The organism is Novilysobacter longmucuonensis, assembly GCF_046600735.1.
GTDB lineage: Bacteria > Pseudomonadota > Gammaproteobacteria > Xanthomonadales > Xanthomonadaceae > Novilysobacter_A > Novilysobacter_A longmucuonensis.
In genome coordinates this window covers 42,654-63,216 of the sequence record NZ_JBJMAW010000006.1, presented here as the reverse complement: position 1 = coordinate 63,216, position 20,563 = coordinate 42,654, and the positions used below count along the sequence as shown (strand labels likewise).

Annotated in this window: 20 protein-coding genes; 10 read left to right on the top strand and 10 right to left on the bottom strand. The window is 67.4% G+C overall.

Annotated features, from left to right (window positions below):
- Positions 1–53: 53 nt before the first annotated feature.
- On the top strand, positions 54–2,336 hold the full coding sequence (gene clpA / locus ACJQWM_RS07935; RefSeq protein WP_332702230.1) for an ATP-dependent Clp protease ATP-binding subunit ClpA: 2,283 nt from the start codon (positions 54–56) through the stop codon (positions 2,334–2,336).
- Between the two features lie 210 nt (positions 2,337–2,546).
- Here the strand turns inward: clpA and infA are convergent, their stop codons facing one another.
- The 4 genes from infA to trxB all read right to left on the bottom strand — a co-directional run bounded on the left by infA (position 2,547) and on the right by trxB (position 5,792).
- On the bottom strand, positions 2,547–2,765 hold the full coding sequence (gene infA, locus ACJQWM_RS07930; protein ID WP_332702228.1) for a translation initiation factor IF-1: 219 nt from the start codon (positions 2,763–2,765) through the stop codon (positions 2,547–2,549).
- A 93-nt stretch (positions 2,766–2,858) separates the two neighbouring features.
- A complete protein-coding gene (aat, locus tag ACJQWM_RS07925) occupies positions 2,859–3,596 on the bottom strand; it encodes a leucyl/phenylalanyl-tRNA--protein transferase (protein ID WP_332702226.1) in 738 nt (245 codons plus the stop codon).
- Positions 3,568–4,722 (bottom strand): GNAT family N-acetyltransferase, encoded by a 1,155-nt coding sequence (locus ACJQWM_RS07920; RefSeq protein ID WP_332702223.1) that lies wholly within the window; start codon positions 4,720–4,722, stop codon positions 3,568–3,570. Before ACJQWM_RS07920 ends, aat begins: the two co-directional genes overlap by 29 nt.
- Positions 4,723–4,823: 101 nt before the next feature.
- On the bottom strand, positions 4,824–5,792 hold the full coding sequence (gene trxB / locus ACJQWM_RS07915) for a thioredoxin-disulfide reductase (protein ID WP_332702221.1): 969 nt from the start codon (positions 5,790–5,792) through the stop codon (positions 4,824–4,826).
- A 353-nt stretch (positions 5,793–6,145) separates the two neighbouring features.
- Between trxB and ACJQWM_RS07910 the strand changes: the two genes are divergently transcribed.
- The 9 genes from ACJQWM_RS07910 (at position 6,146) to ACJQWM_RS07870 (ending at position 16,601) form a co-directional block, all read left to right on the top strand.
- Positions 6,146–7,216 carry an alanine dehydrogenase gene (locus tag ACJQWM_RS07910; RefSeq protein ID WP_332702219.1) on the top strand — a complete coding sequence of 357 codons (1,071 nt, stop codon included), beginning with the start codon at positions 6,146–6,148 and terminating at the stop codon, positions 7,214–7,216.
- Positions 7,217–7,450: 234 nt separating this feature from the next.
- A complete protein-coding gene (locus ACJQWM_RS07905) occupies positions 7,451–9,778 on the top strand; it encodes a DNA translocase FtsK (RefSeq protein ID WP_411306760.1) in 2,328 nt (775 codons plus the stop codon).
- Between the two features lie 215 nt (positions 9,779–9,993).
- The gene (lolA, locus tag ACJQWM_RS07900; RefSeq protein ID WP_332702215.1) at positions 9,994–10,614 is read left to right on the top strand and encodes an outer membrane lipoprotein periplasmic chaperone LolA; all 621 of its coding nucleotides are present in this window, start codon (positions 9,994–9,996) and stop codon (positions 10,612–10,614) included.
- 153 nt (positions 10,615–10,767) lie between these two features.
- The gene (locus ACJQWM_RS07895; protein WP_411306756.1) at positions 10,768–11,508 is read left to right on the top strand and encodes a hypothetical protein; all 741 of its coding nucleotides are present in this window, start codon (positions 10,768–10,770) and stop codon (positions 11,506–11,508) included.
- A 171-nt stretch (positions 11,509–11,679) separates the two neighbouring features.
- Entirely contained in the window at positions 11,680–13,020 is a 1,341-nt protein-coding gene (locus ACJQWM_RS07890; protein ID WP_332702211.1) for a replication-associated recombination protein A, read from the top strand.
- Positions 13,021–13,331: 311 nt separating this feature from the next.
- Positions 13,332–14,270 (top strand): DUF1259 domain-containing protein, encoded by a 939-nt coding sequence (locus ACJQWM_RS07885; RefSeq protein ID WP_332702209.1) that lies wholly within the window; start codon positions 13,332–13,334, stop codon positions 14,268–14,270.
- 38 nt (positions 14,271–14,308) lie between these two features.
- A complete protein-coding gene (chrA, locus tag ACJQWM_RS07880) occupies positions 14,309–15,574 on the top strand; it encodes a chromate efflux transporter (RefSeq protein ID WP_332702207.1) in 1,266 nt (421 codons plus the stop codon).
- Positions 15,575–15,618: 44 nt separating this feature from the next.
- Entirely contained in the window at positions 15,619–15,975 is a 357-nt protein-coding gene (locus tag ACJQWM_RS07875; protein ID WP_332702205.1) for a type II toxin-antitoxin system prevent-host-death family antitoxin, read from the top strand.
- A gap of 20 nt (positions 15,976–15,995) precedes the next feature.
- Positions 15,996–16,601, top strand: a complete 606-nt coding sequence (locus ACJQWM_RS07870) for an ATPase (RefSeq protein ID WP_411306755.1) — start codon at positions 15,996–15,998, stop codon at positions 16,599–16,601.
- Positions 16,602–16,732: 131 nt separating this feature from the next.
- Here the strand turns inward: ACJQWM_RS07870 and ACJQWM_RS07865 are convergent, their stop codons facing one another.
- From ACJQWM_RS07865 to ACJQWM_RS07840, 6 genes are all read right to left on the bottom strand, one after another.
- Complete coding sequence (locus ACJQWM_RS07865; RefSeq protein WP_332702201.1) at positions 16,733–17,212, bottom strand: heavy-metal-associated domain-containing protein; 480 nt, start codon at positions 17,210–17,212, stop codon at positions 16,733–16,735.
- Between the two features lie 14 nt (positions 17,213–17,226).
- Positions 17,227–18,069: a hypothetical protein gene (locus tag ACJQWM_RS07860; RefSeq protein ID WP_332702199.1), complete on the bottom strand. Its 843-nt coding sequence runs from the start codon at positions 18,067–18,069 to the stop codon at positions 17,227–17,229.
- 11 nt (positions 18,070–18,080) lie between these two features.
- On the bottom strand, positions 18,081–18,473 hold the full coding sequence (locus tag ACJQWM_RS07855) for a hypothetical protein (RefSeq protein WP_332702197.1): 393 nt from the start codon (positions 18,471–18,473) through the stop codon (positions 18,081–18,083).
- Between the two features lie 9 nt (positions 18,474–18,482).
- Positions 18,483–19,253: a thioredoxin domain-containing protein gene (locus ACJQWM_RS07850; RefSeq protein ID WP_332702195.1), complete on the bottom strand. Its 771-nt coding sequence runs from the start codon at positions 19,251–19,253 to the stop codon at positions 18,483–18,485.
- Positions 19,250–19,660, bottom strand: coding sequence for a MerR family DNA-binding protein (locus ACJQWM_RS07845; protein ID WP_332702193.1), 411 nt, complete (start codon positions 19,658–19,660; stop codon positions 19,250–19,252). The genes ACJQWM_RS07850 and ACJQWM_RS07845 overlap by 4 nt, the downstream gene beginning before the upstream one ends.
- 294 nt (positions 19,661–19,954) lie before the next feature.
- The gene (locus ACJQWM_RS07840) at positions 19,955–20,482 is read right to left on the bottom strand and encodes an RNA polymerase sigma factor (RefSeq protein WP_332702191.1); all 528 of its coding nucleotides are present in this window, start codon (positions 20,480–20,482) and stop codon (positions 19,955–19,957) included.
- Positions 20,483–20,563: the final 81 nt, after the last annotated feature.

Here is a 20,563-nt window from a genome sequence, read left to right as displayed (position 1 = left end):
CCGATGAGCGTCCCCATTTAGCGTCGCAGTAGTTCTACGGAGGCTTCCGCCCCATGTTCAGCAAGGATCTCGAGTACAGCATCGGCCAGTGCTACAAGCGCGCCCGCGAGGCGCGCCACGAGTACATGACGGTCGAGCACCTCACCCTGGCCCTCCTCGACAACCCCTCCGCGGAGGCCGTGCTCAAGGCCTGCGGCGTCGACTCACCGCGCCTGCGCGGCGACCTCGAACAGGCCATCGCCACCTCGGTTTCGGTGTTGCCCGACGAGATCGACCGCGACACCCAGCCCACGCTCGGGTTCCAGCGGGTGCTGCAGCGCGCGGTCTACCACGTGCAGTCCTCCGGCAAGAAGGAGGTCACCGGCGCCAACGTGCTGGTGGCGATCTTCGGCGAAAAGGACTCGCACGCGGTCTACTACCTGAACCAGCAGGACATCGTGCGGCTCGACGTCGTCAACTACCTCTCGCACGGCATTGCCAAGCAGGGCGGCGAGGAGGGCGGCCAGCACGAGGACGGCGAGGCCAAGCCCATCGAGGGCGGCGAGGGCGAGGGCAAGGCCGACGCGCTTGCCGAGTTCGCGATCGACCTCAACCAGCTCGCGCGCGAAGGCAAGATCGACCCGCTGGTCGGACGCAGCGAGGAGGTCGAGCGCACCATCCAGGTGCTGTGCCGCCGTCGCAAGAACAACCCGCTGTACGTCGGTGAGGCCGGCGTCGGCAAGACCGCGATCGCCGAAGGCCTGGCCAAGCGCATCGTCGACGAGGACGTCCCGGAGGTGCTGGCCGGTGCGACCATCTACGCGCTCGACCTGGGTGCGCTGGTGGCCGGCACCAAGTACCGCGGCGATTTCGAGAAGCGGCTCAAGGGCGTGCTCGCGCAGCTCAAGAAAGTGCCCGAGGCGGTGCTGTTCATCGACGAGATCCACACCATCATCGGCGCCGGCAGCGCCAGCGGCGGCACGATGGACGCAAGCAACCTGATCAAGCCGGCGCTGTCGACCGGCGACCTGCGCTGCATCGGCTCGACCACGTTCCAGGAATACCGCGGCATCTTCGAGAAGGACCGGGCGCTGGCGCGGCGCTTCCAGAAGATCGACATCGTCGAGCCGACCGTGGGCGAGGCGTTCGAGATCCTGCAGGGCCTGAAACCCAAGTACGAGGCGCACCACGGTGTGACCTACGCCGACGACGCGCTGCAGGCGGCAGTGGAGCTGTCGGTCAAGCACATCGGCGACCGCCTGCTGCCGGACAAGGCGATCGACGTGATCGACGAGGCCGGCGCGCGCCAGCGGCTGCTGCCGCTGGAGGCGCGCAAGTCGTTGATCGACATCGAGGAGATCGAGACCATCGTGGCCAAGATGGCGCGGATCCCGGCCAAGCAGGTCTCCGCGACCGACAAGGACGTGCTCAAGAATCTCGATCGCAACCTGAAGATGGTGATCTTCGGCCAGGACCCGGCGATCGGCTCGTTGACCGCCGCCATCAAGCTGGCGCGCTCCGGGCTGGGCAATCCAGACAAGCCGATCGGCAACTTCCTGTTCGCCGGCCCGACCGGCGTCGGCAAGACAGAAGTGACCCGGCAGCTCGCGCTGCAGCTGGGCATCGAGCTGGTGCGCTTCGACATGTCCGAGTACATGGAGCCGCATTCGGTCAGTCGCCTGATCGGTGCGCCGCCGGGCTATGTCGGTTTCGACCAGGGCGGCCTGCTGACCGAGAAGGTCGTCAAGACGCCGCACTGCGTGCTGCTGCTGGACGAGGTCGAGAAGGCGCACCCGGACATCTTCAACATCCTGTTGCAGGTGATGGACCGCGGCACGCTCACCGACACCAACGGCCGGGAGGCCAACTTCAGGAACGTGATCCTAGTGATGACGACCAACGCCGGCGCCTCCTCGGCCGCGCGGCGCTCGATCGGTTTCACCAAGCAGGACCATTCCACCGATGCAATGGAAGCGATCCGCAAGGGCTTCACCCCGGAGTTCCGCAACCGCCTGGATGCGGTGGTGCAGTTCCAGGCGCTGGCTTTCGACCACATCCTGCGCGTGGTCGACAAGTTCCTGATCGAACTGGAAGCACAGCTGCACGAGAAGGAAGTGACGCTGACCGCCACCCCGACCGCGCGCGACTGGCTGGCCCACCACGGCTTCGACCCGCTGATGGGCGCACGGCCGATGTCGCGGGTGATCCAGGACAAGATCAAGCGCCCGCTGGCCGACGAGCTGTTGTTCGGCAAGCTGATCGGCGGCGGCCGGGTCACGGTCGACGTGCGCGACGGCGAGCTCGTGGTCGATGCGCAGTCGGAACCCGAGAAGCTGCTGCCGGCGACGGTGGAGTAGGTCGGCAGAAGCGGCTTGTAGGAGCGGCTTCAGCCGCGAGCTTTTCGATCAGGGTCTCTTCTACGCGCATCCAACCCGATAACCCGGCAGCTCCGCGGCGGGCCGATTCTGGTTCGCGGCTGAAGCCGCTCCCACGAAGGACAGGTGCAGATTGTCCGCACCATCAAAAAAGGCGGCCAATGGCCGCCTTTTTTCAATTAGTTACGCGCATTACTTCATGCGGTAAGTGATACGCCCCTTGCTCAGGTCGTACGGCGTCATCTCCACCTTGACCTTGTCGCCGGTCAGGATGCGGATGTAGTTCTTGCGCATCCGTCCGGAAATATGGGCGATGATCTCGTGCCCGTTTTCGAGGCGCACACGGAACATGGTGTTCGGAAGTGTTTCCGCCACCGTGCCCTCGAATTCGATCACGTCATCTTTTGCCATGTGGTTCCCGGGTCGCCATCAAAAAACGGGCGCAGCGCGCCCGCGAAGCCCGGCATGATGCCACGCTGCAGGCGGCGGCGCAAAGGTGGCGGTTCAGGCCTCTCTTGCGAGTGCCTGCGCAGGCAGCGTCCCGAACAGCGCGCTCCAGCCGCCGGCCACGGCAGGCCGCGCCGTCAGCGCCGCTACGGTATCCAGGAAGCGTTCGCGCGGCCAGGTTTCGGCGCCAAGACTGAGCAGGTGATCGTTCTCGACCTGCGCATCCAGCAGCGGCCAGCCCCAGCCGTGCAGGCGGCGGGCGAGGGCGGCGAGGGCGACCTTGGAGCCGCCCGATTCGGCGCTGAACATGCTTTCGCCGAAGAACATCGCGCCGATCGCCACTCCGTACAGGCCGCCGACCAGGCGGTCGCCATCGAATACCTCCACCGAGTGGGCGTGGCCGAGGCGATGCAGTTCGGCGTAGGCCTCCAGCATCTGGTCGGTGATCCAGGTGCCGCGCTGGCCCGGGCGTGGCATCCGCGCGCACGCCGCGATCACCGCACCGAACGCGCTGTCGGCACGCACCGTCCAGCCCGAGTTGCGCAGGCTTCGCCGGAACCGGCTCGGCAGGCGCACCCGGTCGGTGCGGAAAACGGTGCGCGGGTCGGGGCTCCACCACAGGATCGGCTGGTCGCCGGAGAACCACGGGAAGATGCCCTGCCGATAGGCGCTGAGCAGCCGCGCGGGCGAGAGATCGCCGCCGATCGCCAGCAGCCCGTCCGGTTCGCGCAGCGCCTGGCGCGGGTCCGGGAACGCCGCGTGCGGGTCAGTCGGCAGCGGTGGCAGGCGCAGCATCCGGGGTCCGCTTGAATGGCGAATGTGCCGCCAGCGTGGCGGCGTAACGACGCACCGATGCCGCTTCCTGTCCGCACCAGGCGCGCAAGGCCTCGCGGAACTCGGGCTGCGCGATCCAGTGGCGGCTGTGCACGAAGCTCGGCAGGAAGCCGCGGGCGAGCTTGTGTTCGCCCTGTGCGCCGGGCTCGAACCGGGTCAGCCCCTGGCGCAGGCAGTAATCAATACCCTGGTAATAGCAGGCCTCGAAATGCAGGCCCGGCAGCGATTCCTCGCTGCCCCAGTAGCGCCCATACAGTGTGTCGCCGCCGCGCAGGCACAGCGCCCCCGCGATCGCCTGCCCCTCGCGCTGCGCGAAAAAGATCACCAGCGCCTGTGGCATGGATGCCCTGAGGTGGTGCAGGAAGCCGAGCGTCAGCGCAGGGTGGTTGCCGTACTCGGCGAACGTGCGCAGGTAGAAGCGGTGCATGGCTCCGAGGTCGGCGTCGCTGGCCTCATGCCCCTCGACGATGCGGAAGGTCACGCCGGCCTTCGCAACCTTGGCCCGTTCCTGGCGAATGTTCTTGCGATGCTTGTGGTCCAGGGCCGCCAGGAATCCGGCGAAATCGCGCCAGCCGGCGTCGTTGCGCCAGTGGTACTGCACATCGATGCGTGGCAGCCAGGCGTGGTCGAATGCGGTGTCCTCAGCGGCGGGGTGGAAATTGACGTGCGCCGAGGACAGTCCCTCGTGCCGGCATTGCCGGGCCATGGCCTCGGCCAGTTGCCGTCGTGCGCCATCGTCCCGTGCCAGCAGGCGCGGACCGGTCACCGGCGAGTAGGGCACCGCGCACAGCCACTTGGGGAAGTATTCCAGCCCGTGCTGTGCGTAGGCGTGCGCCCAGGCGTGGTCGAACACGAACTCGCCGTGCGAATTGTCCTTGAGGTAGCCCGGTGCCGCGGCGATCAGAGCCTCGCCGTCCCACAGGGTGAGATGGCGCGGGGTCCAGCCCCACTGCGCGCGCAGGCAGCCGTGCTGCTCGAGCCCGGACAGGAACGCGTGGGCGACAAAGGGGTTGCGGCCGTCGTGGAGGGCGTCCCACTGGGCGGCGGGAATGTCGTCGAGCTGGTCGTGGAGCCGTGCTTCGGGCATCGATGTTGCGTCCCGTAGGAGCGGCTTCAGCCGCGATCGGAAGGCTGGGCGCTCGCGCCGGTTTCAGATCGCGGCTGAAGCCGCTCCTACAAATGACGAGCTCAGCCTTCTTTGTCGAGGAACTTCTCGGCATCCAGTGCCGCCATGCAGCCGAAGCCGGCCGAGGTGATCGCCTGGCGGTAGACCTGGTCGGCGACGTCGCCGGCGGCGAACACGCCCGGCACCGAGGTCTCGGTGGCATTGCCCTGCAGCCCGGTCTGGATGGTCAGGTAGCCGTTCTTCATCGCCAGCTGGCCCTCGAACAGGCTGGTGTTGGGCGTGTGGCCGATCGCCACGAACAACCCGTGGATGGCGATCTCGCGGGAGGAGCCGTCCTGCACCGACTTCACCCGCACGCCGGTCACGCCGGCGTCGTTGCCGAGCACCTCGTCGACCGTGTGGTGCCACACCGGCTCGATCTTGCCGGCCTGGATCTTGGCCTGCAGCTTGTCCTGCATGATCTTCTCGGCGCGCAGAGTGTCGCGGCGGTGCACCAGGTACACCTTGCGCGCAATGTTGGACAGGTACAGCGCCTCCTCGACCGCGGTGTTGCCGCCGCCGATCACCGCCACGTCCTGGTCCTTGTAGAAGAAGCCGTCGCAGGTGGCACAGGCGGACACTCCGCGGCCCTTGAACAGCTCCTCAGACGGCAGCCCGAGGTACTTGGCGGTCGCGCCGGTGGCGATGATCAGTCCGTCGCAGGTGTACTCGCCATTGTCGCCGACCAGCCGGAACGGGCGTCGCGAGAGGTCGGCGGTGTGGATGTGGTCGAACACGGTCTCGGTATCGAAGCGCTCGGCGTGGGCCTGCATGCGTGCCATGAGGTCCGGGCCCATCAGCCCGTGCGCGTCGCCCGGCCAGTTGTCGACCTCGGTGGTCGTCATCAGCTGGCCGCCCATCTGCAGCCCGGTGATCATCACCGGCTTGAGGTTGGCGCGGGCGGCGTAGACGGCGGCGGTCCAGCCGGCGGGGCCGGAGCCGAGGATCACGAGACGGGCATGCTTCGTGGGGACATGTGTCGGTGGGGTCATGGGTATAATCACGTCGGGTTATGGAGGTATGGCGGAACGCTTCGGAACGGGCGCGAAGGCATCGCCGCAAGCAGGCATGAAGCAGGCATCATCGTCGTCGGGTCGGACGGTGTTGCGAGCGTCATAGCTTGGAGGCGGCGTCCCGGCAACACAAGGCGCGGCCGGCGGATGCAGCGTTGCACGCTCCGCGGCTGGCCGGTCCGAAACAGCCTATCGAAATACTCAACCGGGCACCCGACCAGGGCGCCCGACCTGACAACCAACCTGCAGCCCCCTCGACGACAAGCACATCCTGGCCAGTCACCCCGCCGCGCCCGCGGCGTTTTTTCTGAGCCGCACTGGAGAACACGGCAATGCGTATCGGTGTACCGAAGGAAACCAAGACCCTCGAAGGGCGCGTCGCACTCGTTCCGGCCGCCGCCGGTGACCTGGTCAACCGTGGCCACGAGGTCTGGCTGGAGAAGGATGCCGGCATCAAGAGCGGCTTCAGCGACGAGCAGTACACCCGGCTGGGCGTGAACATCGCACCCGACGCCGCCTCGCTGTACGACAAGGGCCAGTTGATCGTGAAGGTCAAGGAGCCGATCGAGGGCGACCTGGCGCACCTGCGCAAGGACCACCTGCTGTTCTGCTACCTGCACCTGGCCGCCGAGCCGGCCCTGACCCGGCGCCTGCTGGAGATCGGCCTGACCGGCATTGCGTTCGAGACCGTCGAGCTGCCCAACGGTGACCTGCCGCTGCTGGCGCCGATGTCGATCATCGCCGGCAAGATCGCCACCCAGGTCGGCACCACGCTGCTGCACCAGCCGCACGGCGGCAAGGGCAAGCTGCTCGGCGGCCTGCCTTCGACCGAGCGCGGCAAAGTGGTGGTGTTCGGCGCCGGCCAGGCCGGTGGCGCCGCGGCGGCGCTTGCCGCGGCAGCCGGTTCCAACGTGGTGGTGTTCGAGATGCGCGCCGACCGCATGGACGAAATGATGCGGCTGGGCCACAACGTCACCGCGCTCTACCCGTACCAGGACGTGGTCATGCGCGAGGTCGCCAATGCCGACCTGGTGGTCGGCGCCGTGCTCGTGACCGGCGCGCGCGCGCCCCACGTGCTCACCCGCGAGATGCTCAAGGGCATGGAGGACGGCAGCGTGGTGGCCGACATCTCGATCGACCAGGGCGGCTGCTTCGAGACCTCGCGCCCGACCACCTGGAAGGAACCGACCTACGTCGAGGAGGGCGTCACCCACTTCTGCGTGACCAACATGCCCGGCGCGGTCCCGCAGACCAGTTCGCAGGCGATCTGCGCCGCGATCCTGCCGTGGGTCAGCAAACTGGCCTCCGGCGCCAACTGGCGCGACAACGCAGCACTTGTGCGCGGCATCAATGTCGAGAACGGCGCGTTGGTGCATCCTGCGTTGCACGGGATGAAGCTTTAAAGGCCGGGACCGGGGGCCCGGGTAACAACTGCTGTGGTTCCGAGTTGGGCGAGGGACCTGCTGCTTTTGTCAGGAGCAAGGCGGAACAGCAGATCCCTCGCTGCGCTCGGGATGACATTGTTATCCTCGCCGGGTCCCGAGTCCCGGGTCCCGGTTTTTGACGTATATTCAACCACTAACGGAACCCAGCTAAGGCAGAACATCACGGTGGCGTCCGCAGCAAGCCGCAAGAAAATCACGGGTGTGGAGTCCCAGCGACGCGCGCCGTCGCCGGGGCGCCAGCGGTTGATGCGCGATATCACCTTGATCGCGATCGCTCCGTTCCTGCTGTACCTGCTGGTCAGCCTGGTGACGTTTTCGCCCAGCGATCCGGCCTGGACCAGTTCAGGCAGCGTCACCGGGCCCTTGAACAATGCCGGTGGCCGGGTCGGTGCGTGGATCGCCGACGTGCTGCTGCACCTGACCGGCTATGTCGCGTTCCTGTTGCCGGTGATGCTGGGGCTGATCGCCTGGATCGCGCTGTTCGGCCAGGATGTCGATGGCGATGACAACGCCGAGCTCGGGCCGGCGCTGCGGCTGGTCGGGATCGTGGGATTCCTGGTCGCGACCACCGGGCTGCTGCAACTGCGGCTGGATCCGTCGCTGCATTTTTCCGCCGGTGCCGGCGGCATCCTCGGCCAGTTGATCGGCAACTCGTTGCGCCAGGGCTTTGGTGTGCTCGGAGGCAATCTGTTCCTGCTGGCCTTGCTGCTGGTGTCGGTGACGCTGGCCACCGGCCTGTCATGGCTGGCGGTGATGGACCGGATCGGGCAGGGCGTGCTCGCGCTCGGCCCCTCGATGAGCAAGCTGTTCCGTCGCGGCAGCAAGCAGGCCAGCCAGTGGCAGCAGGCGCGCGCCTTCCGCGGCGAGCGCGAGGAGGTGCGCAAGGTCGATACCGAGCTGCGGGCCAAGCGCGCGCCGGTGAAGATCGAGCCACCGGCGCCGACGGCGGTCGAGAAGAGCGACCGGGCCAAGCGCGAGCAGCAGATCCCGCTGTTCCACGTCGGCGATGGCAGCGGCATCCCTCCGCTGGCCCTGCTCGACGATCCCAAGCCGCAGCCCAAGGGCTACAGCGCCGAGACGCTGGAAACGCTCTCGCGGCAGATCGAATTCAAGCTCAAGGATTTCCGGATCGACGCCGAGGTGGTCGGCGCCTACCCGGGGCCGGTCATCACCCGTTTCGAGGTGCAGCCGGCGCCGGGGGTCAAGGTCAGCCAGATCAGCTCGCTCGACAAGGACATCGCGCGCGGCCTGTCGGTGAAATCGGTGCGCGTGGTCGACGTGATCCCCGGCAAGTCGGTGATCGGGCTGGAAACGCCCAACACCAGCCGCGAGATGATCTACCTCTCCGAGCTGCTGCGCTCCAAGGAGTACGACAAGTCCGGCAGCCCGCTGACGCTCGCGTTGGGCAAGGACATCTCCGGACGGCCGACGGTGGCCGACCTGTCGCGCATGCCGCACCTGCTGGTCGCCGGCACCACCGGTTCGGGCAAGTCGGTCGCGGTCAACGCGATGGTGCTGAGCCTGCTGTACAAGGCGTCGTCCAAGCAGCTCAAGATGCTGATGATCGACCCGAAGATGCTGGAACTCAGCGTCTACGAAGGCATCCCGCACCTGCTGGCGCCGGTGGTCACCGACATGAAGGAGGCCGCCAATGGCCTGCGCTGGTGCGTGGCCGAGATGGAGCGCCGCTACAAGCTGATGTCGACGGTCGGGGTGCGCAACCTTGCCGGCTTCAACAAGAAGGTCCGCGACGCGCGCGATGCCGGCCAGCCGATGATGGACCCGCTGTTCAAACCCAATGCGGAACTCGGCGAGGCGCCGATGCCGCTGGAAGAACTGCCGTTCATCGTGATCTTCATCGACGAATTCGCCGACATGATGATGATCGTCGGCAAGAAGGTCGAGGAGCTCATCGCGCGTCTTGCACAGAAGGCGCGCGCGGCCGGCATTCACCTGATCCTCGCGACCCAGCGGCCGTCGGTCGACGTGATCACCGGCCTGATCAAGGCCAACATCCCGACCCGCATCGCGTTTCAGGTATCGAGCAAGATCGACTCGCGCACGATCCTGGACCAATCCGGCGCCGAGACCCTGCTCGGCCATGGCGACATGCTGTACCTGCCGCCGGGCACCGCGATGCCCGAGCGCGTGCACGGCGCATTCGTGTCCGACGAGGAGGTGCACCGCGTGGTCGAGCACCTCAAGCAGGTCGGCGGTGGCCCGGAGTACATCGACGGCGTGCTCGAGGACGTGCAGACGATGGGCGACGGCGTGGTGGTGGGCGCCAGCGGCCTGCCGGAAAGCAGCGGGGCAGGGGACGAGTCCGATCCGCTATACGACGAGGCGGTACGCATCGTGACCGAAACGCGCCGGGCCTCGATCTCCGGCGTGCAGCGGCGGCTCAAGATCGGCTACAACCGCGCCGCCAGGCTGGTCGAGGCGATGGAAGCGGCCGGCGTGGTCAGCCCGCAGGAGCACAACGGCGACCGCAGCGTGCTGGCGCCGCCGCCACCGAAGTAGCAGGCACCCGCCTTGGTAGGAGCGGCTTCAGCCGCGATCGTAATTTGGCGCAAGTACGTCACTCCCGGATCGCGGCTGAAGCCGCTCCTACGGGTCTCCACCATGCCCGAAGACCTGAACCAACCGCAGCACGGCTTGTCCGCAACGCCGCGCCGAACGTCTCCATTCATTTTCACCGCGGCACACTTGCCTGCAGACGCCACTGGAGATTTCCGATGATCCGTATCGCCCGCTACGCCGCGCTAGTGACTGCGCTTTTCGCCACCAGCGCCTTCGCCGGCGCGCGCGATGACCTGAACACCTTCACCCAGGGGTTGAAGGGCCTGGAAGGCCAGTTCACCCAGCGCGTGTTCGACCGCAACGGCAAGCTCAAGGAGACCTCCAGCGGACAGGTGGCGCTGTCGGTGCCGGACCGGTTCCGCTGGGAGTACGTCACGCCGTATCCGCAACTGATCGTGGCCGATGGCGAGACCGTATGGATCCACGATCCGGACCTGGAGCAGGCGACCCGTCGTCCGCAGGGTGCCGAGGAGCAGACCAGTCCGTTGTCGGCGCTGATCGATCCGACCCGCCTGGATGCGCAGTTCCAGGTCGAGGAGGGCACCTCGACCGATGGCATCGCATGGCTGTCATTGGCGCCGAAGAACGGCAAAGAGGCGAGCTTCCGCACCGCACGGCTGGGGTTTGCCGATGGCGCCCTGGTCGAGATGCAGGTAGTGGATGCGATCGGCCAACACACCCGGATCAGTTTCAGCGACTGGCAGCGTAATCCCCGGTTCGACGAATCCACCTTCAGCTACACCCCTGCCGCCGGCACCGACGTGATCGGCGGCTGACGGGCAACCGGACGTATGCAGTGGCGCCACAGCGATTGTGAGTGGCGTGTCTACTGAACCATTCATCAAGCAGCGCACGAGCTCACAGCCCATCCACGCCGCACCTTCCACAGTGTTCTCCATCGTCACGGCGACCTTACGGAGTCAACACTGATGCCCCGACACCCGCTCGCTTTCGCACTTTTCTCCGCTTGCGGTTTCGCCGCCGCCGTACTCGCGACCCGCACCGACGCCTCCGACATGGCCTCGCCGGATCGCGCGCAGGGCGTGGAGGCGCGGGCGCCGGCCAGCGGCGCGGCCGGCATCCACGCGCGCGGTGAGGTCCCATTCGACGGAATGATTGCGGCCGCGATGATCGAGGCGGTAACCCGCGAATTCGGACAGCCCGTCGACGTGAGACTGGCCAAGCTCGATGTCCGTTCCGCCAGCCTTCGCGACCTGGAGCTGCATGGCCATGGGGAACTGCAGATAAGTGATGGCGAGGGATGGATCCCGTTCGAATTCGAAGCCCTGTACGACACCCGCCGCAGCAGCGTCAGTCATCCGCGGCTACGGATCGGCCACGGGCAGGCGACGACGCCCCTGGCAACGGATTCGGATATCGCACGTGAGCTGCGCGCTCAGGTCCGCAGAACCATCCGCGGGGAGTTCGGCCAGCAACCGGTGAGCCTGTCCCTGGAGGATGTGCGCATCCACCAGGAGGTCGGCCGCTACCTGCGCGTGGAAGCCCTCGGCATCGCCGACTTCCATGCCGAAGGCGATACCGCAGCCCAGGTGCAGGGGCTGCTCGACCCGCACACCGGCCGTTGGCTGCGGGTGCAGCTCGAGCTTGGCACGCCACCGGCATGGGCGGATGTCCGCCCGGTCGCACTGGCGGCCCAACGCAGCCGCTGAACCGCGGCGGTCGCCACGGGTCGCACGAGTCGGCGCTGCGTCTTCCGCGCCCACGGCCCGGCACATTGCTATCGTGGGCGACCCTCTCGACGCGAGCCGCTCCCGTTGGCCCGGCGCAGCCCCCCTTCCTTACCCGATGAGACCGACCTGCTGAGCGTGGATCGCTCGGCCATGCGCCCGCTGGCCGAGCGCATGCGCCCGCGCACGCTCGACGAAATGGTCGGACAGAAGCGCCTGCTGGCGCCCGGCTCTGCGCTGCGTCGCGCGGTCGAATCCGGCCACGTGCACTCGATGATCCTGTGGGGCCCACCCGGCTGCGGCAAGACCACGCTGGCCCTGCTGCTGGCGCACTACACCGATGCCGAGTTCCGCGCGATCTCGGCGGTGCTGTCGGGCCTGCCTGAAGTGCGACAGGTCTTGGCCGAAGCCGCGCACCGGTTCGCCGAGGGGCGCCGCACGGTGCTGTTCGTCGACGAGGTGCACCGCTTCAACAAGACCCAGCAGGATGCCTTTCTGCCGCACATCGAACGCGGCACGATCCTGTTCGTCGGCGCGACCACCGAGAACCCTTCGTTCGAGCTCAACTCCGCACTGCTGTCGCGTTGCCGCGTGCACGTGATGGAGGCGGTGTCAGCCGATGACATCACCCTCACACTGCGGCATGCTTTGGACGACCCGGAGCGCGGTCTCGGCGGGGGCGAGGGCAGCCCGGCACTGCGTGTCTCCGACCAGGCCCTGGGCCAGATCGCCGGCGCCGCCGACGGCGACGTGCGCCGCGGCCTGACCCTGCTGGAGATCGCGGCCGAGCTGGCCGGCGAGGAGGGCGGCGAGATCACCGACGCCACCCTGGTCCAGGTGCTGGCCGACCGCACCCGACGCTTCGACAAGGGCGGCGAGCAGTTCTACGACCAGATCTCGGCCCTGCACAAGTGCGTGCGCAGCAGCAATCCCGATGCCGCGCTGTACTGGCTGACCCGGATGCTCGATGGCGGCGCCGACCCCAATTACCTCGCGCGGCGGCTGGCGCGGATGGCGGTGGAGGACATCGGCCTGGCCGATCCGCGCGCACTGCAGATGGCGATCACCGCCTGGGACACGTTCAACCGGCTCGGCAGTCCCGAGGGCGAGCTCGCGCTGGCACAGCTGGTGATCTACCTGGCGAGCACGGCCAAGTCGAACGCCGCCTACGCCGCCTTCAACGCGGCGCGGCGCGACGTGCGCGAGCTCGGCACCCAGGACGTGCCGCTGCACCTGCGCAACGCGCCGACCAAACTGATGAAGGAACTGGGCTACGCCAAGGGCTACCAGTACGACCACGACCGCGAGGACGGCGTCGCGCTGGAGCAGACCGGCTTCCCGGACGCAATGGGCGAGCGCCTGTACTACCGGCCGGTGGAGCGGGGCATGGAGCTCAAGCTGAAGGAAAAGCTCGACCGCCTGCGCAGCGCCCGCGGCGCCAAGCACCGCGTACCCGATGACGGTGGCGACGATGGGAGCGGTGTACCCGGCTGAGCGGGTTTGCCCGGATGGCCTTTCCCGGCCCCAGGGCGGCAATGCCGCAAGGCGGTGCCCGTGCGTCCGCCTTTCGGGTACGAGGGTCGGCATGGACTCGTGTAAAAAAAGCTGCGCAAAAGTGAGCTAACTTCTGGACAAAGCTACTTTTCTTTGCCCTCTCGGACAACATCTTCTGCAGGCCGAGATCCACTCCAGCCAAATTCACTGACGCAAGCGGTCCAGGCGCAACCGCCGCGTTTGTCGCTGCCCGAAGCCGCGGACGCCCGCGCCGGCAAACGCCATCCTCCCCACTCGATAGGAGATCTGCCATGAACTGCCGTCCATTCCGCTCCGTGATTTCCGTGGCTGCGATGCTGGCCTGGGTCGTGGGGGCGGCGCCTGCATTCGCTAAGGGGCCCATAGATCCGCAAGTCGTCGCCGAGGCGAGCGGCGCCAAACCGACCGTCGCCGACGATGGCGTGGTGCGGATCGGCTGGAGCCGCCACGATGTCGAGGTCACCGTCGACGGAATGCCGCTGCCGCCGGCGGCCGGCCTGGGCTCGTGGGCGGCGTTCACCGCGACCGATACCAGGGCGATGGTCATGGGCGACACGGTGGTGTTCCAGGACGAGGTCGATGCGGCGATGGATGCCGCATTCGCGCACGGTCTCGAAGTCACCGCGCTGCACAACCATTTTTTCTACGACTCGCCCAAGGTCTACTTCATGCACATCGGAGGCGAGGGCGAGGCCGAGTCGCTGGCCGCCGCCGTCAAAACGGTGTGGGAGGCGATCCGCGCCGTCCGTGCGGCGCGGCCGCAACCGGCGACCGGTTTCGGTGGCGATACACCCGTAGCCGGGGAGTTCGACGCCGACGTACTCGCGGAGATCGTGGAGCATCGCGCGTCAGTCAACGAGGGCGTGGTCAAGATCACGATCGGCCGCGAGGGGCGCATGCACGGCCAGACGATCGGCGCATCGATGGGGCTGACGACCTGGGCGGCATTCAGCGGCAGCGATGCGCTGGCCACGATCGACGGCGACTTCATCATGACCGCCGACGAGGTGCAGCCGGTGCTGCGCGCCCTGCGCGAGGCCGGGCTGCATGTGGTCGCGCTGCACAATCACATGATGGGCGAGCAGCCCGGGTTCTACTTCACCCACTTCTGGGGCAAAGGGCCGGCGGCAGAGCTCGCGCGCGGGTTCCGCGGTGCGTTGGATGCCCAGGCCGCCGCCGGCGAGATTGCCGCTGCGCACACGACTCACTGATCCCGCCGATCGACCCAGCGTCCGCGGAGAGCCGCTCCATGTCCACACCGACGGGTGACGTACCGCTGACCGACGTCGACGCCGCAGGCTGCGCGGTGCCACGCGAGCCTTGGCTGCGCCTGTTCCTGCGCTTCCTGCGGTTCGGCGCCCTGGCCTGGGGCGGTCCGGTCGCGCAGATCGCGATGATCCGGCAGGAGCTGGTCGAGGAGGAGCGTTGGGTCAGCAGTGCGCATTTCAATCGCGTGCTCGCGGTGTATCAGGTGCTACCTGGCCCCGAGGCGCACGAACTGTGCGTGTACTTCGGCATGCGCTCGCGCGGCCGCTGGGGCGGCGTTCTCGCCGGGCTCGGTTTCATGCTGCCCGGCTTCGTGCTGATGTTCGCGCTGTCGTGGGCCTACGTGCGTTACGGCCTGCAGACGCAAGGTGTGGCGGCGGTGTTCGCAGCGGTGCAGGTTGCGGTCGCCGCGCTGATCGTGCGCGCGGTGGTGCGCATCGGCGAGCACGTGGTGACCGACCGTTGGCTGTGGGGCATCGCGATCGGCGCGACCGCGGCGCAGCTGGCCGGCATCCACTTCGGAATCATCCTGACCGCCGCCGGTGGGGTTTACCTGCTGGCGCAACGGCAGTTGCGGGTGCTGGCGTGGGCGCTGGTCGCGCTGACCGTGGCCGGCATACTCGGCTATGCCATCGCAATGGGCGGGCTGACCGGCTTGGAAGCCCTGAGCGGCGGCGTGACCGATGCCGAGCCCGCGCGCCGCGACGGCGTACCGCTGCTGGCACTGTTCTGGTCCGGCCTGAAGGCGGGTCTGCTGACCTTCGGCGGGGCCTACACCGTGATCCCGTTCCTGCAGCGCGATGCGGTCACGCAGGGCGCGTGGATGAGCAATACGCAATTCCTCGACGGGCTGGCGTTGTCGGGCCTGCTGCCGGCGCCGCTGATCATCTTCTCGACCTTCGTCGGCTATCTGGGTGGTGGGCCGTGGGGCGCGGTCGCGATGACCGTCGGCATCTTCCTGCCGGCCTTCGCCTTTACGCTGATCGGCCATGATGCGCTGGAGCGGCTGGTGCACCAGCCGCGTATCCGCCTGTTCCTGGAGGGGCTCACCGCCGGTGTGGTCGGGCTGATCGCCGGGACCACGCTGGCGCTGCTCAGGATCAGCCTGACCGGGGTGGAGGCGGTGATCCTGTTCGCGTTGGCGCTGATGGTGCTGTTCGCGTCGAAGGCGAAGATGGTGATTCCCGCGGTCATCGCCGCAGCGGCGCTGTGGGGCTGGTTGTCCTCGTTGATCGCCTTGGCCAAATAGGGTAAAAAGGGTATATTTCCATTGTCCTGACGACGGAGCGGTCCATGGCCTCGACCCTGAAACTCGAACCAGTCGAAGATATGCCGCGCACCCGGGCCTCGGAGGTCAAGACACTCGGCTGGCGCGGCGTCATGAAGGCTGTCAACCGCGTTGGCAAGGTGGTCGTCACCAACCACAACCACCCCGAGGCGGTCATCCTGTCGGCCCAGGAGTACGACGCCCTCGTGCAAGCCCTGCGCAAGGCCGAATCCCGGGAGCAGTCCGCCCTCGAGGAGCTCCGCCATCGCTTCGACGAGCGCCTGGCTTCGCTGCAGGCACCCGACGCGGGCGATCGACTTCGCTCGGTGATGCGCGGCCCCGCCAAGCTGGGCGGCAAGGTCAAGGCCGGCGCCGGCCATTGACGGCTCGCCCCGTCCTGTATGTGCTCGCTGGTGTCAACGGCGCGGGCAAGAGTTCGGTCGGCGGCCACCTGCTGGAGCAGGCGGGCTTGAACTGGTTCAATCCCGACACGTTCGCCCGCGAGTGGCGGGCGCAGACAGCCTGCGAACAGGGCGAGGCCAACGCCGTCGCATGGCAGGAGGGCCTGCGCCGGCTCGACCAGGCGATCGCCCAGGGCCACCACCACGCCATGGAGACCACATTGGGTGGCCGCACGATCCCGGGCAGGATCCAGGCCGCCGCGCGATCGCACGACGTGATGATGTGGTTCTGCGGCCTGTCGTCGCCGGAGCTGCACATCGCCCGGGTGAAAGCCCGGGTCGCGGCCGGTGGACATGACATCGCCGAAGCCAGGATCCGTCAGCGTTATCCAGCGTCGCTGGAGAACCTGATCGCGCTGATGCCGCACCTTGCGCACCTGCAGGTCTACGACAACAGCGTTGAAGCAGATCCCGGCCAATCGGTGCGCGACCCGGTACTGGTCGCGGAAATGAGGTCGGGCAGGCTCACATGGCCTGCGGACGTCCAAACGCTCAGGGCAACGCCGGAATGGGCGAAACCGGTGCTCGAGGCGGCGCTGTCGATGTAGGTGCTGCGCCAGTCAAGACCTTGGCGCAGCACACAGCGTGCTTCGACGAACGGGCTGTTGCGCGCAATCGCATCGGCGCACAGGCGGTAGATCGCCGTGCACTCGATGCAACTTGCCATGGGAAAACCGACCTACCCTTGCGTCGGCAGCGGTTCGATCTTCTCAACCTGCACTTGCGTCACGTCGGTCTCGACCACACCGGTCAGCTTGACGCGTTGTCCCGCGGCCGCGCCTGCAGCGTTGTCCAGCGCCAGGGCATAGCGGGTCTCGCCTGCGATCAACTGCGGCGTAGGCGTCAGCGCCAATGTGCCCTCCAGATCGATGCGCGCCTCCTTCGGCGTGAAGCCGTTGTCGCGAATGACCGCGCGGATCTGCTGCATCGAGGTGGACGAACCCGCTGCCAGCGTGAGTTCGGCATAGCCGTCATTGAGACTCACCTTGACCGACTCGACGCCCGGCAGGCGCTTCAAGCCCTGCTCGATGCCGTAGGCGCAGGGGGCGCAATCCATGCCGAAGATGGTCTGTTTCGCGTGCACCAGCCCCTGGGCGAGCGCCACGGTCGGCGCGCCCAGCAGGGCGATGATCAGGATGGGTTTCAGGATCGATTTCATGGTGTCACTCCAGGTTAGAACCAGTGGGTAAAAACGAACTTGCCACGGTAATCCGTGTCCGGTTGCAGACCGTTGAGCTGCTCGTCGACCGGCAGCAGCACGCCGGCCGATACGCCCCATCGGCCGAACAATCCCAGCACCGATGGTCCAGCGAGCACGCGCGTGCCGCCGGAGTTCTCCATCGTGATGCCGCTCATGCGGTCGCGTTCGGCGTGCTCGGCCACCGCTTCCACGAACAGGCGCCAGTCGGGCTTGGGGTAATCGCCGCGGAACACCGGCGGGCGCCACCCGAACACGGCCGTCGCGTACGTCAGGTCGCCTTGTTGCACGCGATCCCGGCCCACGTCGTGCTGGACGCCGCCCCCGAGCCACCAATACGTGGTGCGGGATGCAAACCCGGTGACCACGGCGGCGTGCAGAGTCGGTCCGGTTTCCATGCCCGATGCGCCCAGTTCGGCGCCATCGGCGAGGCCGACCAGCAAGCTGCTTTCGCGCCGCACGCCGACCGCTGGCGCGTTGCGATGAAAGCGCCAGAGCATCGAGGCTTCGACCGCGTCTGGAGCGCCCATCATCGCGCCCCCACGCGTGTTGGCCATGCCCGGAACTCCATCGCGGTCACCGATCGGTGCCGTCAGCGTCACCTGCAGATCTTCGGTGATGCCATACCCCAGCATCTCGCGCGCGCGCCAGGCGCCGCCGGCTTGTGTTTCGACGCGCATGAAGCCGGTATCGCTGCTCCACTGGCCTTGACCCAAGGTCGGGGTCGCCAGGCCGAAGATCGGGCCGTGGCCTTCCGCGTGTGCCCACCTCGGAACAATAGCCAGCACGAGCGCGGCAGCGAGTACGGCTTTCTTCATCGTGATCATCCTCAGGAAAGCGCCAGTCGAAGTGGCAGCCACAGGAACGCCACGAACCCGGCGCCCGCCCAGATCAGGACCGAGCCCAGCCACACCCGCCGCGACCAGCGGTCTGCGCGTGCGCAGGCCGATGCCAGGACCGGGTCGGTGGGGCAACTGCGTGCGGGGCGATAGAGCGCCCAGCCCGCCAGCGCGAGTACCAGCGCAGAGCCGGCAAACGTCCATTCCTTGTACTGGCTCAATGTCACCAACCACGGTGCGCTTGAGGTCATGACGGCGACGGCGCTGCCCAGCCCCAGCGCCACCAGCAACAGCGGCAATGCGCAGCACAGCAGCGTGCCCAGCGAGAACAGCAGGGTGAGGGCACTCAGCCCCTGCTTGTGTCGCGAACTTGATGTCGACATGACGCTCTCTCAGGAAGGGGATCGTGAAGACGGGCCGCGCGTGCGCGGCGCGCAAGCGCTGCACGCCCGCGCCGGGTCCCGGCGTGGCCAGACGTTCCATGCGGCGGCGACCCCGAGTGCGACGGCGCCCAGCACGATCGCGACGACATTGCCGAGCACGAACTGACCGAGCCAGAGCAGGAGCGCTCCTGCCGCACCCACGGCCAGCGGCCCGTAGCCCCATCGCGCTGGCGCGCGCCACGCCAGCGACGCCAGAGCCAGGAGCAACGCCATCGCCGCCAGTGGCAGCAGATAGCGCCGCTCCAGCAGGAATCCCAGTCCAACGGCACTGAACACACCGAGATAACCGGCGAAACACACGGGGCATAAACCTACCGGGACCGTCGCAACGCCCAGACTGGGCAACACCGCCAGTGCACGCCTCCATCGGCCGCCGCCCGAGGGCGACGCCGGCGTCGGCATCACGTTGATGTTTTTGGCATTGCCCAGGGCCTGCACCAGCAGTGCCACCGAAGGCACGCCGCTGGACGCGTCGCCCTCGACATAGATCCGGCAGCCATACCCCGAGGCGGACGGCATGCTTGGGTCGACGTCGCGGCCGTCCACCCATATGGCCGGCGACGGCAGGCTGCGAAACTCGTCAGGGGTGGCCGGATCGGTGGTATCCCATTCAAGCCATTCGGGCTCGGCACCCAGCTCGGCAAACGCAGCCCGCAAATTCGCCCGTGCCTGCGCCACGTTCGGGCAACCGGGGTCGTAGATGAAATCGACGCCGCTCATGAGCCGCCCGCCCGGGTGAGATGGTCGAGGATCGGGCAGTCCGATACCGGTCCGCTGCCCTGGCAGGTTTCCACCAGCGAGCGGAGGGCCTTGCGCATGCGCTGGAGGTCGCGAATGCGCTCCTCGATATCGGCCACCTTGGCCGTGGCGTGGCTGCGTACATCGGCGCACGTGACCTCGGGACTCACCCGCAGGTCGAGCAATTCGCGGACTTCCTTGAGCGAAAAACCGAGACGCTTGGCGCGCTGGATGAACTGCAGCCGGGCCACGGTGTCGGGCGGGTACTCGCGAAAGCCGAAGCCATGACGAGGCGTTTCCGGGACCAGTCCCTCACGGATATAGAAGCGGACGGTCTCGACGCCGACGCCGGCCCGCTGGGCGACTTTGCCGATGGTGAGCGTGGACATATGAACGATGGCCTTGAAGGACGCGAGGCCATGATGCACCCCGTACCCTACTACGGAGTCAAGCCGCCTATCAGCGCCTACCTGCCTGGCGGATTACCGCTTGGGTCTACAGCAACACCGCCGCTGACCCCACTTGTAGGCGGCTGACTCTGACCTGCCCCTGCTTTTCAGCCCACGCTGCCCGCTGCTCCAAGCGCTGCGGCAAAATCCGGTAGCGGCGCCAGCCTGTTCCATGCGGGAAGTGCAGTGATGGTTCTGGTCCGGCATGTGGCCGCGGCTGGCGTGTACAGCGGTCTAACGGTCGGCGCGCTCGCCTCGCGCGAGCAGCTCCCGCATCAGCACCCGCGCTCGGTGCAGGCGCGATTTGGTCGCTGCAAGTTCGAGCCCGAGTTGCGCGGCGGTCTCGTTGAGCGTCAGCCCGTCGACATCGCGCATCAGCAGGATGGTCCGATAGTGCAGTGGCAGCACCGCCATGGCGCGGCTGATCTCGATGCGCAGCTCCAGCGGCTCGGGGGTCATCGCCGGCTGGATGGTTTCGTCAATGTCCTGATTGGTCAGCAGGCGCCAGCCGCGGCGCATCCGGTTGCACTCGCGCTTGACGATGCGGAACAGCCAGGAAGCGAACGTTTCGGTGCGGCGCAGGTCGACCAGCCGACGCGACGCCGCAAACAGCGTCTCCTGCACCGCGTCCTCGACATCGTTGATGACGCAGTGGTACTCGGCGTAGCGGCGCAGGTCCTGGCGCGAACTGGCGAGCAGGTCGTTGAGCGCGCGGACGTCCCCCGCCTTGGCGGCATTCACGGTGTCGGTATCGACTTGCATCAGGCTGCGGCTACCAATTTCGGCCCCGGCTCCGGTGGCGGCGGGGAGCCGTCGCGACAGATGCCGGCATCTCATGGCCTG